Annotated in this window: 13 protein-coding genes and 2 pseudogenes; 4 read left to right on the plus strand and 11 right to left on the minus strand. The window is 47.4% G+C overall.

The window, feature by feature from the left end:
- From SYNPCCP_RS15715 to SYNPCCP_RS15740, 6 genes are all read right to left on the minus strand, one after another.
- Entirely contained in the window at positions 1 to 543 is a 543-nt protein-coding gene (locus SYNPCCP_RS15715) for a fasciclin domain-containing protein (protein ID WP_010874205.1), read from the minus strand.
- Positions 544 to 657: 114 nt separating this feature from the next.
- Positions 658 to 1,809, minus strand: coding sequence for an ABC transporter permease DevC (devC, locus tag SYNPCCP_RS15720; RefSeq protein ID WP_010874206.1), 1,152 nt, complete (start codon positions 1,807 to 1,809; stop codon positions 658 to 660).
- Positions 1,810 to 1,850: 41 nt separating this feature from the next.
- Positions 1,851 to 3,206 carry an HlyD family efflux transporter periplasmic adaptor subunit gene (locus SYNPCCP_RS15725; protein ID WP_010874207.1) on the minus strand — a complete coding sequence of 452 codons (1,356 nt, stop codon included), beginning with the start codon at positions 3,204 to 3,206 and terminating at the stop codon, positions 1,851 to 1,853.
- A gap of 103 nt (positions 3,207 to 3,309) precedes the next feature.
- Complete coding sequence (gene pgl / locus SYNPCCP_RS15730; protein WP_010874208.1) at positions 3,310 to 4,074, minus strand: 6-phosphogluconolactonase; 765 nt, start codon at positions 4,072 to 4,074, stop codon at positions 3,310 to 3,312.
- A 44-nt stretch (positions 4,075 to 4,118) separates the two neighbouring features.
- Complete coding sequence (locus SYNPCCP_RS15735) at positions 4,119 to 6,617, minus strand: type II CAAX prenyl endopeptidase Rce1 family protein (RefSeq protein ID WP_010874209.1); 2,499 nt, start codon at positions 6,615 to 6,617, stop codon at positions 4,119 to 4,121.
- A gap of 147 nt (positions 6,618 to 6,764) precedes the next feature.
- Positions 6,765 to 7,073: a hypothetical protein gene (locus SYNPCCP_RS15740; RefSeq protein ID WP_010874210.1), complete on the minus strand. Its 309-nt coding sequence runs from the start codon at positions 7,071 to 7,073 to the stop codon at positions 6,765 to 6,767.
- Between the two features lie 181 nt (positions 7,074 to 7,254).
- Here SYNPCCP_RS15740 and SYNPCCP_RS15745 point away from each other — a divergent pair, with 181 nt between their 5' ends.
- Positions 7,255 to 7,617 carry a DUF1815 family protein gene (locus SYNPCCP_RS15745; protein WP_010874211.1) on the plus strand — a complete coding sequence of 121 codons (363 nt, stop codon included), beginning with the start codon at positions 7,255 to 7,257 and terminating at the stop codon, positions 7,615 to 7,617.
- Positions 7,618 to 7,812: 195 nt separating this feature from the next.
- Here SYNPCCP_RS15745 and SYNPCCP_RS15750 read toward each other — a convergent pair whose 3' ends face one another.
- From SYNPCCP_RS15750 to SYNPCCP_RS15760, 3 genes are all read right to left on the minus strand, one after another.
- The gene (locus SYNPCCP_RS15750; RefSeq protein ID WP_014407164.1) at positions 7,813 to 10,074 is read right to left on the minus strand and encodes a PAS domain S-box protein; all 2,262 of its coding nucleotides are present in this window, start codon (positions 10,072 to 10,074) and stop codon (positions 7,813 to 7,815) included.
- Between the two features lie 27 nt (positions 10,075 to 10,101).
- Entirely contained in the window at positions 10,102 to 10,545 is a 444-nt protein-coding gene (locus SYNPCCP_RS15755) for a hypothetical protein (protein ID WP_010874214.1), read from the minus strand.
- 184 nt (positions 10,546 to 10,729) lie between these two features.
- A complete protein-coding gene (locus tag SYNPCCP_RS15760; protein WP_010874215.1) occupies positions 10,730 to 11,479 on the minus strand; it encodes a phycobilisome rod-core linker polypeptide in 750 nt (249 codons plus the stop codon).
- 238 nt (positions 11,480 to 11,717) lie between these two features.
- Between SYNPCCP_RS15760 and SYNPCCP_RS15765 the strand changes: the two genes are divergently transcribed.
- Positions 11,718 to 12,422, plus strand: a complete 705-nt coding sequence (locus SYNPCCP_RS15765) for a response regulator transcription factor (RefSeq protein ID WP_010874216.1) — start codon at positions 11,718 to 11,720, stop codon at positions 12,420 to 12,422.
- Positions 12,423 to 12,503: 81 nt separating this feature from the next.
- On the opposite strand, the pseudogene SYNPCCP_RS17735 reads toward SYNPCCP_RS15765, so the two are convergent.
- Positions 12,504 to 12,611 (minus strand): annotated as a pseudogene (locus tag SYNPCCP_RS17735) (IS5/IS1182 family transposase); the annotation flags it as partial.
- A gap of 23 nt (positions 12,612 to 12,634) precedes the next feature.
- Between SYNPCCP_RS17735 and SYNPCCP_RS17090 the strand changes: the two are divergent.
- Positions 12,635 to 13,484, plus strand: a pseudogene (locus SYNPCCP_RS17090) (IS630 family transposase).
- 104 nt (positions 13,485 to 13,588) lie between these two features.
- Here the strand turns inward: SYNPCCP_RS17090 and leuC are convergent.
- Positions 13,589 to 14,995 (minus strand): 3-isopropylmalate dehydratase large subunit, encoded by a 1,407-nt coding sequence (gene leuC, locus SYNPCCP_RS15780; RefSeq protein WP_010874219.1) that lies wholly within the window; start codon positions 14,993 to 14,995, stop codon positions 13,589 to 13,591.
- Between the two features lie 228 nt (positions 14,996 to 15,223).
- Here leuC and SYNPCCP_RS15785 point away from each other — a divergent pair, with 228 nt between their 5' ends.
- Complete coding sequence (locus SYNPCCP_RS15785) at positions 15,224 to 16,489, plus strand: EAL domain-containing protein (protein WP_010874220.1); 1,266 nt, start codon at positions 15,224 to 15,226, stop codon at positions 16,487 to 16,489.
- The last annotated feature ends 6 nt before the right edge of the window (positions 16,490 to 16,495 follow it).

A 16,495-nucleotide genomic window follows, 5' to 3' on the forward strand; every position in this document is an offset into this window, starting at 1 on the left:
TTACATAGGAGGCAGAATTACTTGGTCAATGACATGGATTACACCGTTGCTGGCATCCACATCGGCGGAAATGACAGTGGCTTTGTTAACTTTCACTTTGCCATCTTTGACTTTGAAGGTGAGGGCTTCCCCAGCTAGGGATGCCACTTCACCGGATTGAACCTGGGCGGCGGTGATTTTGCCAGGAACGACGTGGTAGGTCAAAATTTTCACCAATTTATCTTTGTTTTCGGGCAACAACAGACTTTCCACCGTACCAGCGGGCAGAGCGGCAAAGGCATCATTGGTGGGGGCAAAAACGGTAAAGGGGCCTTCAGCGGATAAAGCTTCCACTAAATCAGCCGCTTTGACTGCTGCAACGAGGGTACTGAAAGTTTCATTGCCTGCGGCGACTTCCACAATAGTCATGGCGCTGTCCGTGGCGGCTTGACTAACTACGGCAGATTTTTCGGTGGTTTCCATTTCCGCCATGGCAACGGTGGGCATCCCCAGGGCAAATCCAGTCAGAGCGGTAAAAGCAACAATTCTAGCAGCGGTTTTCATAGCAATGTTTCCTAGTGAGAAGACTGTCCATCGCTATTATGACAAATTATAAATTTTTGTGAAGAAATGTTAAGACAAAATTGCCACTGGCACAAGCTGACCCCTGAACACAGGTTAGAAAATATCCGCCGGATCTGCGGCCCGCAAACGCCCCACGGCGATCGCCCCGGAAATGCAACACATGGCAATGGTCATAATTAATACAGTTAACGCCCTGGCCGTGGTCATAATCAGGGGCAAACCCGTGGCCCGGGCTGTGTTGGTGTAGAGTAGAATCCCCAAGCCAAAACTGGGTAAAAAGCCAATCACTGCTAGCAATAGGGCTTCTTGGAACACAACTCCCAACAAATAACGATCGCCGTAGCCAATGGCTTTGAGGGTGGCATATTCCGGTAAATGGTCAGAAACGTCGGTGTAGAGAATTTGGTAAACAATGACGGTGCCCACAATGAAACCCATAGCGGTGCCCAAACCAAAGACAAAACCAATGGTGGTGCGGGTTTGCCAATAATTCAATTCGTATTGGACTAACTTTTCCTTGGTGAAAACCTGGACATCCCCCTCGGTTAACTCTTGGCGGATTTCCTCCGCTACTTTTTCCGGATCAGCGCCGGGTTTGAGTTGCAAAATACCCGCATCAATGGAACTGCGGTCCCGATTAGGAAAAAGACGGAAGAAATTCAAATCGCTGGTAATTAAAGTCCCATCCGCCCCAAAGGAAGAACCGAGGGTGAATAAACCCTGCACCTGGATGCGGCGATTACCCACTTCGGTGAAAACTGGGCCGTCGGCTTCTAACAGGGCCGGCACTGGGCCAAATTCTTCCCTGGAGTCTTGGTCAAACAGGAACACGTCGGGGCGCTTAATCAAATCTAAATTTTCGGCTACCCCTGGTAGATTGATCGGATTGTTAACGGGGTTGAAACCCATGATGTAAATCTGGCGGCTGACTTTAGTTTCCGGGTTTTTCCAGCGGTTGATGTCAATGTAGAGGCTAGTGCCATCCTTAACAGAGGCGTTGCCCATGGCCTGGTATAAACGGCGGGCTGCAAAAGGGGTGGGGTTAACAAAGGTGTCCGTTTGGGTACTGAGAATGAATAAATCCCCTTGCAAACTTTTAGGAACCCGGACTGCACTGTCAAACAAGGCATTTTTGAACCCCAGTTGCATAAAAATCAGCACATCGGCAAAGGCAATGCCGGCGATCGCCGCCAGGAGTCGCATCCTTTCATGGAATAGCTGGTGCCAGGCAAGGGGAATTTTCATCTACTAATGTACTGATGGATAAATCTTTGGTTGATTGATTGTTAGTTGGGGGCAGAAGGAGGAGCGCTGTCGGGTTCAATTTTGACCACCACTTTGGCGTTGCTCAAGCCGGCCACGGTTTTGCTGGCGCTGGGACTGAGGGCAATTTTTACTTCCACCACCCTGGCATCAATGTCGGCGGCGGGGTCGGAGTCCAGCACATCATTTTTGCCAATTCTCAAACCAATATTGGTAACTCGCCCTTCCAATTCACCGCTAAAGCTGTCGTTTTCACTACGCACCCAAGCAGTTTGACCTAGTTCCACCCGGCCAATGTCATTTTCATACACTTCCGCCACCACAATCATTTGGGACGTAATGCCGAGATCGAGGATGCCATTGGTATCACTAACTTTTTCTCCAGGGCGAGTATAAATTTTTAACACCTGGGAATCCACCGGAGCCCGCACCAGGGCAGTGTCCAACTCAGCTCGGGCTTCCTGGAAACGGGCCATGGCCAAATTCAATTCTGCTTTGGCTTTTTGCACATCCACCGGACGAATTTCGGCAATTTGAGATAGGGTGGCCCGGGCCGATTCCCTTTCCAGCACCATGGTTTGGGCGTCCTTATCTCGGACTGATTGCTGTTCCCGAATTTGTTCTTCTAAAGTAGCTTCGGTTTTCATTAGCCGAGCCTGGGCTTCTCGCAAGCGCTGGTTGCTGGTCTCCAAATTCAAACGTCGCTGTTCCCAGTCTGCCATGGCGATCGCCCCATTTTCCGCCAAACTCCGATAACGCCGGTCATCGTTGGCCGCTTGATTTACCTCTGCCTGTAGGCGATCGATGGTGGCCTGTTGCTCTAACTTTTCCCCTTCCAACTGCTTAACCAAATTGGCCAGGGCGGCTTGGTTGACAGCAAAATTCTGTTCTAATTCCGCCTGGGCTTTCCGGACTTGGGACTCCTGGGCAGCGATTTCTCCCCGTTTGGCACCGGCTTCAATGATGGCCAAATCTGCTTGGGCTACCCGAACCGATTCCTGGGCAGAAACCACAGCGGCGGCTTTTTGTTCGTAGGAATCCAGCACTGCCACCACCTGGCCTTCTTTGACTTTGTCCCCTTCTTTGACTAATACTCTGGCTACTTTCGCCCCACCAAAAGAACCGGGGGAAGCGGAAAGCTTAATAATTTCCCCTAGGGGAGCAATGCGTCCCAGGGCGGCCACGGGCTTGTCTTCTGGAGCTTGAGTTGCGGGAGAAAGGGCACTGGAAGCGTTATCCTCCCCTTGATTGACCCCGGAACGGAGACTGTAAAAAATTATGCCCCCGGTGAATAAAACCCCCACCACCATGGCCAAAATGATCCAACGGAGGCTATGGTCAGGGTTGGTAAGTTGTCCAGTCCTAGTGGATTCACCCATAAAGCAAAAAGGGCCAATAGCTTGAAAATGCTAAATGGATTGTAACATTTTGATACGGGAGGATTCAGGGCACGGGGACACAGTTATTGCTTATTGCTGGCTTTCAAGGGCGTAGATTTTCCCCCGCCTGTTGGTCCAGAAGCCAGATCAGTTCCCCCTGGGGCTGGATAAACCGGGCTGGATATTGTTGGGGGTCGGCTTCGGGGGCAAAAATTTCCCCTAATGCATGCTGTTTACTGGCCCCTGCTACGAGAAAAACTACCGAACGGGCTCGGTTAATCAGGGGAATAGTAAAAGTTAACCGGGGTTGGCCATCTTTATTGCCCACCGTAATTAGGCGATCGCCAACGGTCAGGGCGGGGGTATGGGGAAAAAGGGAAGCGGTGTGGCCGTCGTCCCCTAAACCTAAAAGGATTAAGTCAAAGGCGGGGAAATGTCCTGCTTCCACCTGGAAAAAGGTGGCCAACTCATTTTCATAGGTCTGGGCATCCTGCTCAGGATCGGCCGCAGCAGTAGGCATGGGATGAATATTGGCTTCGGGAATGTCCACCTGGTCCAACCAAGCGAGGCGGGCCATGCGTTGGTTACTGTCGGGGTGGTCCACGGAAACATAACGTTCATCGCCCCAAAAAACGTGGATCTTTTCCCAGGGGAGGGCTTGGCGGGCGAGGGCTTCATATAACGGTTTAGGGGTGTTGCCCCCCGATAGGGCAATGGTGCCTTGACCCCGCTCGGCGATCGCCTTGGTAATACGAGTGGTGACACAGACCAGGGCCCGTTCAATCAAAATTTGTTTATTTATCAACACATCCACTTGGGGAGCCATGGAAACCTCTGGGGAATGGATAATCTTGTTTTTCCCCTCCATCTTGGAGTCGTTTCCCGTTTAGGTAAAGGAATTGTGGAATTTCTTCATCTTTTGGCTTTTTGATGGGCTAATTTACCGTAACCCCCCAAGAGCATTAGCCACGTTACCACCACCAACCAATGGAAAATGGCGATTAACCATAGGGAGCCACTGTGCCAATAAATTGCTGTGGTTGCCACCGCCAGTAGTCCGGTAAGACCGAGAAAAATAGGCTGGAAAAATACATTTCTTCCCCTGGGATAAAACAGGAGGGCGTTGAGGGGATGGTAGAGCAAAAAGAGCACTAAACTCAGCAGCATGGCCCCCAGCGTTGGCCAAAACAAATTCAGTTCCGTGGGATAGGGCAACAGCATAACCCGAAACACTAATTCTTCCCCCAGCGCCGGCAGAAAGAATAGGGCCAGGATTGACTTCATACTGCCCCCCAAGGATTGCCCCCACCATTGCCATTGCAATAGACCAAATTTAAAGCCCAAGGTCATGGCGATCGCCCCGTAGACGACAACAGCGATCCCGAAGAATTGCCAATCCTGGGGCCGGGGTAAAAATACTATCGCGGCCAAAATGCGCCGAGCTAAGGCGGAAAGAACAGGCACATCGCCAAAAATACCAGTGGGGGCCAGGGGTAAAATTTCCGGCATCGATCCTCCCACTTGGTTGGGGCGCATAAACCAAAGCTGAGCACCCTGTTCCAAGAAAATTTGGTTGAGAATATCCTGATTCAACCGGGGCAACATGGACTGCCAACTGAGCAGGGCATTGGCTAGGGTATTTTCCTGGATGAAATCGTATTGATTGGTGGGATTATCCGGATCTAAACCGGCTAGGGTGGCGGCATTGTTTTGCCAATCTTCCCTGGTAATACCCCTGGGTTTTAACATCGTCAACAGGCGATCGCCTAATTGCTGTAGCCGTTGGAAACGTTGATTTTCCGGGGAATTGCCATGCTGGGCTAACCAAGTGATAATTTCCGGGCTATTTTGCACCTTTTGCTGTAGACCAACAATGGCCAAGTACAAAGCTTGGTTGGAATCCTGTACACAGGAAGCTGCTGGACTAACCCCTGCGTAGCCAGTGCCATCCCCCGTGCGGTATCGAGCCATCATGATTTGCAATTGTTTTTGCAACTCATCCAGGGGAGAAAGTACGGAGCCGCCGAAGTTATAGTCCTCCAACACATCCAGTTTGACTACTACATCGGCAAAAGGACGACTCTGAATCCAGCCCCGCTGCAAATTACCCGCGTAGTTTTCCCAGGTTTGGGAACCAGCAATGATGCCCTGGGGATTATGGGCATAGACCTGATAGTAGGGAATTTCCCACTGCAACTCCTCTGTAAAGGGATCCCGGATAACTTTGGGCAAGCTAAAGGAAAAATGCCCCGTCACCGTACCCAACATAATTTTTTCCCCCAATGCGCCCCCAATGCCGCCAAATAAATGCATCCCCAACAGGCGATCGCCTTCTTGCCATTGCCCTAAAGCTACTGCGGGGGAATCACTGCGGGGATCAACTAAAACCTTTTGGACTGTGCCTTTGCGAGCAGGGGTATTCTGCCAATTTTTGTGACTAATGTAGTCCCGACCGGGACCGAGGCGAAAAATTTGTTCATCGGGTTGCAATTGCACCAAGGATCGGGGGTTGAGGGATTGGACCGTAAATATGCCATCTTTTCCCTGGGCACCATAGACGTACCAACCCGCCTGACCCACGGGGGAACTAGCCAAATCCCTGGGGGTGGACATAAACCGATCGCCGTTTAAGTGGGGTTGTTGGGGAATGCGAATGGTTTCCTGGGGCCCGTCAAACTCTTTACTGCCAGGGTTGTAATGTTGCACCAGCATCAAATCCGCTGGGCAGGGTTTAGTTCCAGGGCAATCCTGCGGTATGGCATTGGCGGGAGCATTGGGCGCAGGGCCAATAATTTTCACCAGGGCTTGGTAGCGTCCCGTCACCATTTCCGGCATGGTGGCCAGTTTAATTTCCGCCTGGTTGCCCACAGGAACATTAACTTGGGCCTGGACAAACCGCACCAGCACATCGTCCACTGGTCTAGCTCCGGCCAAGGATTGCAAAGGCCCCACCTGCGATCGCCCATTTAAACGGTTGGGCAATAAATTTCCTGCCTGTTCACTCTTCAAAGCGGCAGGGGTAAAATTTACATCCGTGGTCACTAGTTTGAGGTATCTGTCCAAATCAGCATTGCTCTGCCAGGTGAGACGGAGTTTTTGTCCCACTAATCCCTGTTGGATAGAAGGCGCTTGATACAGTTCCAACCAAACCCAATCTCCTGTCCTGGCTTTAGTTTCTTCCACCGTCGGCAGGATTAAACGACCCAACCACTCTCCCAAAGGCCGATAATACGCCTCATCTAAATTCTGTTGCAGAGGATAATAATCTACCTGGTTGGCGGGCAACTGACTGCTAATTTGATAATCCGGGATGCGGCCAGAGGTTTCCTGAGGTTGAAACAGCGTAGCTAGGGAAATCACCACCAGAGCGGCGATCGCCACCAATACCATCCGCCAGCGCCATTGCTTCATCTGTGGACTGCCCTAAAAATTGCCATAAAAAAACACCTGGGGCGTCTTTCCTTGTTTCGACTCCAGATGTTTTTCTAATTTCCTCACACCTGTCCTAAGTATAAATCACCAACGGGGATTGTCAAGGCTTCAGACCTGGAAAAAAACTTAATTTTCAAGAAACTTTGACCTAAAGCAGAACTCCGAAGCTTTTTCCATCGTCCTTCGCCGTAGATTGTGAATTTTTTCTAAGATTTTTAAAAATTCTTCAATCAGGGTTTCCCCTGGCCCAGCACCACTCCATAGACCAAAAACAAATTCCCCACTCGGATTGTTTTCGGTTAAGAGTTGTATAAAGGCCATCGCCATTTTAATAATCACGCTAAGATCACGGAGGATTGGCAAAAAGCCCAGGCTGATTGGTGACTTTTTTGGACAGCAACAACACTTCCCTGGATCGGCTTTGCCTTTCCCCATCTGACAGTGTAATTGGTTGATTATTTCAGTGGCCCGGCCGATGGATAATTACCATGGCCCGACCGACCGGGATTTCCAGACCAGTTTGAACAGTATTAAATTAGCCTTTCCGGACAAGGCCTCTGTGAAAATCTTAAAAAAGTATTAAGATTTTAAAAGCTAGCTTATTTTCGGAGGAAATGTGTTTACTCGACTTGCCCAGCAACACCGCGATTTCGTGAAGGATTTAGTCATGAGCTTGAGGGCTTTGGCCACTGTGCTCGAAAATCGGGGCTACATTGCTTCTTGCTACACCTGTGGCGACCAACTCAACAGCGCCTCCTTCATGGTGAGCTTGGGGGAAAATCATCTGATCCGCTTTTTGGTATCGGACTACGGCATCACCTGGACAGAAATGCGGGATGACCGAGAATTAATGAAATTAGAAGGAGCCGAGGCGATCGCCCAATTGGAAGAATTGGCCAATGTGGTCAAATATTGCCTAGCAGATGCCCCCAAAGGTGGCCGCAAAAAGCGCAAAACCGCCCAACTACAACTAGTCTAGGGCCCTTGCCATAACCCCCGATAGCGTGAGTTACCAGGAAATTCCCGCTGATAGTCCCCTGTAAAGCAAGGGAGCTGGAATAGTTTGTTTTACCGTAAGGTGTTGACTCCCCTGCCGGTCAAAACTGTGGAAAGTAAAATACCCACGCCGAACCTAAAATTAGAGCTTGGGAATTGCCGTGACATGTTTCTACGCCTAAGCTCGAGGCAAATGGTTATAGCGTTTTAAACAGATAGTAACTGTTGTTCCCTGGTCAACTGCACTTTTTAGCAAGATACTGCCACTGTGTAAGTCAACACATTTCTTGGCAACCATTAAACCGAGTCCTGTTCCCGTAATATTTCTGACATTTTTGCCCCGATGAAAGGGTTCAAAAATTTGCTTTTGGTCCTCTGGCGAAATGCCAATGCCCTGGTCGGTGACTTCAAAAATAATCTGTTCCGAATCTAGGCTTAGGGCAATTTTAATCTGCCCTCCCCCGGGAGAGTATTTAATCGCATTAGATAACAGATTAGATAAAATAGACCGCACTAACCTTTCATCCACCAATGCCTTCGTATCTTGAGCGCTACAAATAAAGTCAAAATAATATTGGTCACTGACACTTAATTGAATTTCTTCGATAAATTGCTGGAACAATAATTTCAAATCTAACCAATTAGGATTAAATTCCAATTTGCCCGCTTCGGCACGGTTAATGATTAAAATATCATCCAGGAGCTGTACCATATTTTTCACGGAATTTTGAATACGGTGTAAGTTCCGGCTACGCTTATCGGGATCAAGCCAGGCCACTTCAGAATTTTCCAGTAATTGGGCAGCAGCTAAGGCCGTACTGAGGGGAGTACGAAATTCATGGGAAGCCATGGAGAAAAAACGAGTTTTTAGGCGGCTTAATTCTTTTTCCCGTTCTAAAGCTAGGCGGACTTCCTCCGTGCGTCGGCGCTCAGTGACATCCCTTTGCACAGCAATCCAATGGGTGTAAAAACCTGTTTTATTGGCAACGGGCACCAGACTAAATTCCACCCAAAACTCACTGCCATCCTTACGATAATTAATCACTTCAACGGTAACTGATTGCCATTGACTAATGGCTTGCCGCACCCTATCTAATTCAGTGCGACTAGTTTTTGGTCCCTGTAAAACTCGGGGGGTTTTGCCTAGCATTTCTTCAGCAGTATAACCGGTGATTTTAGTAAATGCTTCATTGACATAGAGAATTCTCGGCCCGGGATCATCAATGGGCTCCGCTTCCGTAATCACCACCGCATCATTAGTATTAACCACAACGGATTGTAGCAAACGAATTTGTTCTGCCTGCCGCTTTTGCTCGGTAATATCGGCGACAACCGCCACCAATCCGGCAATATTTTCTTCACTATCCAATAGGGGAGCAGCGGAAAGGACAATTTCAATCCAACTACCATCTTTTTTTTGACATTTTAATTCTAGGCTAGGGGAAACCATGCCTGATAAAACTTTCTGTTTAAATTGCTGATAATCTTCCAGCAAAATGTTGGATGTTAATAATTCTGGATGGGCAATAATTTCTGTTTCTGTCCAACCAAAAATACGTTCTGCTGTAGGATTCCAAATCTGAATTTGGTCTGCTAAATTAAGGGTAAAAATACCCCTGGGGGAGGCCGCAATCAGGGATTGCAGAGTATGGTTAGTGTGGCGGAGAGCGGCTTCCGTTTTTTGTCGCTCACTGATTTCCATTCTTAGGGATTGATTGGTGGCGGCAAGTTGCTGGGTGCGTTTTTCGACTCGGTTTTCCAAATCTTTATTGAGTTGCTGTAATTGCTCATATAATTCCGATTGTTGGATGGCGATCGCGACCTGATTGGCTAGCTGTTTCATTAACTCCACTTCCCACGGTTGCCATGGCCGGGTAAAAGCACATTGATGGGTAATTAACAGCCCCCAAAGATAGGGAAATTCTGATTCATTATCTAGGGAAGAAGCACGATTATGTTGAAGAATGGGCACTACTAATTTTGATTTCACGCCAAATTGTTTGACGAAATCAGCTAGGCAAATCTCTATGTCATCCTGGTCAATGTCATTAATGGCCCGTACTTTACCTTTGGTGTAGGCTTGATGGTATTCAACGGGAAAAACTTCATCGGAAAAGGTCCGCCCTAAAATACTAGGATAATTGGCATTCACCGATTCCGTAATGGCGCTGCCCGTGCCATCTTGCCAAATGCGATAAATTAGAACTCGATCAACTTGCAACAGGGTTTTAACTTCAGCGACGGTGGTATTTAAAACCGTTTCCAAGTTTAAAGATTGGCGGATATGTTGGGTAATTTGGTTAATAAATCGTTCCCGTTGGGTTTGTTGCTTGATGCTAATTTCAATCCTGCGGCGTTCTTGGTTTTGTCTGTGCCATAAATAACAGGTCATGGCGATCGCCAGAAAAACAAATTCGATTGGAATTAGAAATTTGCCCATATATTAGCGAATCCCAGTAGAAAAACCTTACTTAAAATATTTTTGTTTGGCAATAATTTTCATGACTTTTAACAATAAAGCTAAATCATGATCCTTGGCAAAAACGCCGTCAATTTGGGGCAGGTAACTGCGAGCTTGTACCGTGATCTGACTGTCGGCACAATCCGTAATTAGTAGTAGGGCCGGCGGCTTAGCAGACAATTTTTTAATAATGGTCACTAAATCTAAAGTAGCTGAAATATCAATTGATTCATATTTAATCCCGCAACCAACTAGGATCGAATGATATTCTCCAACGTCAACATTGTTAAACAAAATATCTTGGAAGTTGATAGCAGAAATTTCAAAACTTGGACATAAAAATCGCTTGACTGATTGATACCACTGCCGATCCATTTCTAGGATACCAATTTTTGCCTTCGTTTTCTTGCAGGTCAGGGCAGAGGCTTTTTTACCGGCTAGTTTCAACATTGGAGTCTGGCCTCAAATACAAAGTCTGCAAAGTCTCGAAATATTAAACCAGAGAATAAATAATTAAACGCCAAAATATTTCTAGCAAAAACCCCAGTTATTAAACCGCCTAAGTCCCCCAGGAAAGGGGGATATAACAGTATAGATTTTGTCAGCCTTCAGCTTGGCTTTACCGTCAAAAAAACTACAACCCAATAATGCCCCAAGCACTAAGGGCAACGGCAATTATCCCTAAACTGACTAACGCCCCTCCGACGTAAAGCACGACTTTCCCTGCTAGATAAACCCCGGCGGGATAGGGTTGCTTTTGCCATTCCCAACGGTAAGTTAACGGAGCTTGGTTGCGGAAGTAGCCGATCGCCTCTAATTTTTCCCGATGATCAGCACCGTAACGGGGCATCCGGGCAAAGGGTAACTCACCACTAATCCGTTGGGGCAGAATGCGCCGCCGTTGATAGGGCACAGTATCGTAGCCAAAGTTTTCTAAATATTCTTGACTATTGAGCAGTTCGTTGATGAAGCCAGGTAACCCTTTAGTGGCGATCACAATGGACCAAGCAATTTTTTCTTCTTCACTATAAACATCTCGACCCAGTAATCGTTGAATACACATTTGTACAAAACGATAATTATTATTTACTTCAAAATTGCGACGACGAAAGCTATCCGAAAGAGCTAGACCACGGATAAAATCCCGCACGGTAATTTGCTGATTTTTGAATTGGGATTCTAAGGCAATCTGCCGATTACTTTGAATCATTTGTTGCTCGTTGAACACCTGACGATAGGCTGCGGCGATCAGATTATCCATGGCAGAGGGAGAAAGGGTGCCCTCCGTGGTGAAAATACGAGCGTGTTCATCTCCAGAGACTTCGTAGTTGGTAACCCGTTGATTCTGACTAACGGGAGCATAAGCAATTAAAGGCAGTGTCATAGATAAAGTTAGTAATTAAACTTAAAAGTTGTTTAATGTCCAGCCAATAACTGGTATGTGTTGGCATTAAAAATGCGATCCTAACAAAGTAAAATTGAAGAAAAGGGGGAGAAAATCGTAAAGAAATCGGAAAGTTAGCTGATGCGACTAAAACTGTTACATTTCGCAACATGAATTAACCCAGACCTGTTCACCCCTTCAGGTAAGCTGAGGTTGATAGAGAAAAGCACAATGGGCTATGAGAATTCTTTTAGTGGAGGATGATTTGCCGCTGGCGGAAACCCTTGCTGAAGCATTGAGTGACCAGCTTTACACCGTTGATATTGCCACCGACGCTTCCCTCGCCTGGGACTATGCCTCCCGACTGGAATATGACCTCGTTATTTTGGATGTGATGCTGCCGGAGTTGGACGGGATTACCCTCTGTCAAAAATGGCGATCGCACAGTTATTTAATGCCAATTTTGATGATGACAGCCAGGGATACGATCAATGATAAAATCACGGGCTTGGATGCGGGGGCGGATGATTATGTGGTCAAGCCAGTGGATTTGGGGGAGTTATTTGCCAGGGTGCGAGCTTTGTTGCGTCGGGGTTGTGCAACGTGCCAACCAGTTTTAGAGTGGGGGCCAATCAGGTTGGATCCAAGCACCTATGAAGTTAGTTATGACAATGAGGTTTTGTCTTTGACCCGCAAGGAATACAGCATTCTGGAATTACTACTCCGCAATGGCCGTCGGGTGCTAAGTCGGAGCATGATTATCGATAGTATCTGGAAGTTGGAGAGTCCCCCAGAGGAAGATACGGTTAAGGTGCATGTGCGGAGTTTGCGACAAAAATTAAAAAGTGCCGGTTTATCAGCAGATGCCATTGAAACGGTCCATGGCATTGGGTATCGTCTGGCCAATTTAACGGAAAAATCTTTGTGCCAAGGGAAAAACTAGCCCTGAAAACCATGGTTACTCATGCAAGAATCCGTTCACTCGTTCACGCCCCTTTCTGAGAGCTAGTTTCTAAAGTAAAAATTAAGAGGTAATACGAGAAAGCATTATACGGATGAGGGCACCATAAATTATTGCTTCACTTATTTCGGTATAAAGTTCGTAATCCTTGCTTAATCGCCGATAGCGATTTAATCAGCCAAACGAAATCAGTCATGGCTTACGATCTTGATTTACGCATTAAGGTTATAGTTTTCATCGAGAGTGGTGGTGGAATCACAAAGGCTTCGAAAACATTTAGGGTGGGCAGAGCAACAGTTTATCGCTGGTTGGGCAGAGAAGAGCTTGCGGCAACGAAAGTGGAGAACCGTCAGCGTAAGATAAACAGAAAAGAATTAGAAGAGGATGTGAAAAATAATCCTGATATGCTTCTAAAAGAAAGAGCTAAAAAATTTGGTGTGACTTCTGCTTCACTCAGTTATCAATTCAAAAAAATGAAGATTACTAGAAAAAAAACAGTTACTTTATCAAGAGAGGGATGCCCAAAAGCGAGCAGAATATCAAAAAATCTTGAGGCAGTTAGTTTTAATATACGGTATTGAAAGTCTAGTATTCATAGACGAAGCTGGTTTTGAGAAATTTGCATCCTCACTTTATGGATGGTCTAAAAAGGGAGAAAGAGTATATGGAGAAAAGCAGGGGAAAAGAGGGAAAAAAGAAAATCTTGTAGCGAGAAAAAGAAAAATGCAAAAAGACTTGATAGCGCCGATGTTATTCACCGGAAGCTTAAATACAACAGGTTTTGAAGGATGGCTTAAATTCTTTTTAATACCAACATTAACAATGAAATCAATCTTGATTATGGATAACCCCCCCCCCATTCATCGAAAAAATAAGATTAGAGAAATAGTGGAGTCCGCAGGACACATTATGTTATTTTTGCCAACTTATTCTCCAGACTTGAATGATATAGAGCATGATTTTAGTGCATTAAATAGAGCGAGAATGCAGGCAACTCCTGATACTAGTATAGATAAATTTATTCAAGATCACTGCATAGTCTAATGTCTCATAGTTATGCTAATCAGCTATGCTAGCCTATGACAAAGCAGCCCCCCCTCGATGGTGATTGTTTGGTCGGATGAAGATGAATGTAATAAGCAATCAAATTAGCCTAGTACTTCCCGCACATCAGCTACTTGCCCCGTAATGGCCGCCGCCGCGACCATCGCTGGACTCATTAACAAAGTACGGCCAGAGGCAGAACCCTGACGACCCTTAAAGTTACGGTTGGAAGAGGAAGCACTCAGTTGATCACCCTGGAGTTTGTCGGGGTTCATGGCCAAACACATGGAACAGCCTGCTTCTCGCCATTCAAAACCCGCCGCTTGGAAAATTTGATCTAGCCCTGCTGCTTCGGCCTGTTGCTTGACTTGTTCGGAACCGGGCACCACAAAAGCTTTTACCCCGGCCGCTACCTGGTGACCCTTGGCTACCTTAGCGGCTTCCTCCAGGTCGCTCAAACGACCATTGGTGCAACTACCAATGAAACAAACATCGACCTTGGTGCCTTTCAGCGGTTGTCCCGGCTGGAATTGCATATATTTGTAGGCTTCGCTGGCGATCGCCTGATCATCGGGGTTGAGGCTGTCAAGGGTAGGAACCGGCTCACTGATGCCAATGCCTTGGCCGGGGGTAATGCCCCAGGTAACGGTGGGTTCAATGTCCTCTGCCCGGAAGGAAACCACATCGTCGTACACCGCATCGGGTTCACTGGCAATACTGCGCCACCATTGCACTGCCTTGTCCCAATCTTCCCCTTGGGGAGCAAACTCCCGCCCTTTGAGGTATGCAAAAGTTACTTCATCTGGGTTGATATAGCCGCAGCGAGCTCCCCCCTCAATGGACATATTACAAACGGTCATGCGTTCTTCCATATTCATGGCGACAAAGGTTGATCCGGCATACTCATAGGCATAGCCCACCCCGCCCTTAACGCCCAATTTGCGGATAATGTGGAGAATCACGTCCTTGGCGTAGACCCCAGGGGCTAAATCACCGTTAACCTCAATTTTTCTTACTTTTAACTTATTTAAGCTCAAACTCTGGGCTGCCAACACGTCCCGCACTTGGGAAGTGCCAATGCCAAAGGCGATCGCCCCGAAGGCCCCGTGGGTAGAAGTGTGAGAATCGCCACAGGCAATGGTCATACCTGGTTGGGTTAGGCCCTGTTCCGGGGCAATGACATGGACAATGCCTTGATTGCCGGAGCCAATGGGATGGAAGCGAATATTATGGGCTTTGGTATTAACCTCCAACGCTTGCATCATTTCTTCAGCTAAGGAATCCTGGAAAGGCCGTTGCTGATTTTCCGTCGGCACAATGTGGTCCACCGTAGCCACCGTTCTTTCTGGATACATAACCCGCAACCCCCGCTCTTTCAGCATGGCAAAGGCCTGGGGACTGGTGACTTCGTGGATCAGGTGCAACCCGATGAAGAGTTGGGTTTGACCCGATGGCAAAACACTGATGGTGTGGAGATCCCAAACTTTGTCAAATAAGGTTCTTGCGCTCATGGTGGAAGTCTAGACAGGGCGATCGCCGAGGGAAAATGAATGGAGAATGGGGTGGTGGTCGTAGCGACTATCACCATCTTAGCCTGACCTGACAACCTGAACCTAGGAACAATAATGGAGAAAAATCCAGTCAATTTGGTCTTAAAGTCTGGGAAATTAGGCTAGGATGTCACTCAGAGCTTGTCTGAAAACTCCCTCTGGCCCGCGACAAAGATTTGATTAATCCCTATGAGTACTATTTTAGTTGTCGAGGATGAAGCCATTATTCGGGAGTTAATTGGCGAAACCCTGAGTCTGGAAAATTATAAGATTCTAGAAGCAGAAAATGGGGCGGTGGCCCTGGGGCTGCTCAACTCCTTGGAGGTGATGCCCGACTTGATCATCTGTGATGTGATGATGCCGGAAATGGATGGCCATGGCTTGATTACAGCCCTGCAAAAGAACGCCAAAACCGCGGCTATTCCCTTCATTTTTCTGACAGCTCTGGGTACTATGCAGGATTTTCGTAAGGGCATGAATTCCGGCGCGGATGATTACTTAATTAAGCCTTTTAAACAAGAAGATTTACTGAATGCGGTTAATAGCCGTCTGCAAAAACAAGCCAAGTTGTCAGCCTTTTATCAGGGGAGTATATCTAGTTCCTTGACCGAGAGGCCACGCCGTTCTGGTACCATCGGTACACCGACCCTCACCCCGGATGAAGCGGAAATTTGGCGGGATTTAGAAGTGGGTTTAAACACTGGGCAAGTTTTTCTCTTCTACCAACCCAAAGTATCTATCCACAACCATTGTTTGGCCGGCTGTGAAGCCTTGATCCGTTGGCACCATCCCCGTAAAGGTTTTGTTTCGCCGGGACTTTTCATCCCGATCGCCGAAAAAACTGGCTTTATCAGCGTGGTGGGGGAATGGGTAATTGAAACAGTTTTACGTCAATGTCAGCAATGGCAGTACCAAGGGCTGGACCCGATACAAGTGGCAATCAACATTTCTGCCCGACAATTCCATGGAGAAGACCTAATTTGCATTTTGCGGCTCGGCACCCATAAGTATGATGTCAGTCCCCAACAATTGGAAGTGGAATTAACCGAAACTTTGTTGGTGAAAAATGTCCAGGATTCCATTAAGCAGTTGAATGAACTCCGGGCTGAGGGTTTCAGTGTGGCGATCGACGACTTTGGCACTGGTTACTCTTCCCTAAGTTATCTGCAGCAGTTCCCCTTTGATGTGCTGAAAATAGATCAAAGCTTTGTGCGTCACATTGACAAAAACGCCAAGAATAAAACTATCACCGCCTCAATTATCAACCTAGCCCACGAACTAGAGTTGCGAGTAACGGCTGAAGGGGTGGAAACCTGGGCAGAATACGATACCATTGCCCACATGGGGTGTGACGAGTTACAAGGCTATCTTTTTAGTCGTCCTCTGCCAGTGGCAGATTTCACCGAGTTGTTAAGCCGGGGCACGGATGTTCCTATTTTGCCCCTACGGCGCTGACAGTTC

This window comes from Synechocystis sp. PCC 6803 substr. PCC-P, from assembly GCF_000284455.1.
In the GTDB taxonomy this organism is placed as follows: Bacteria; Cyanobacteriota; Cyanobacteriia; order Cyanobacteriales; family Microcystaceae; genus Synechocystis.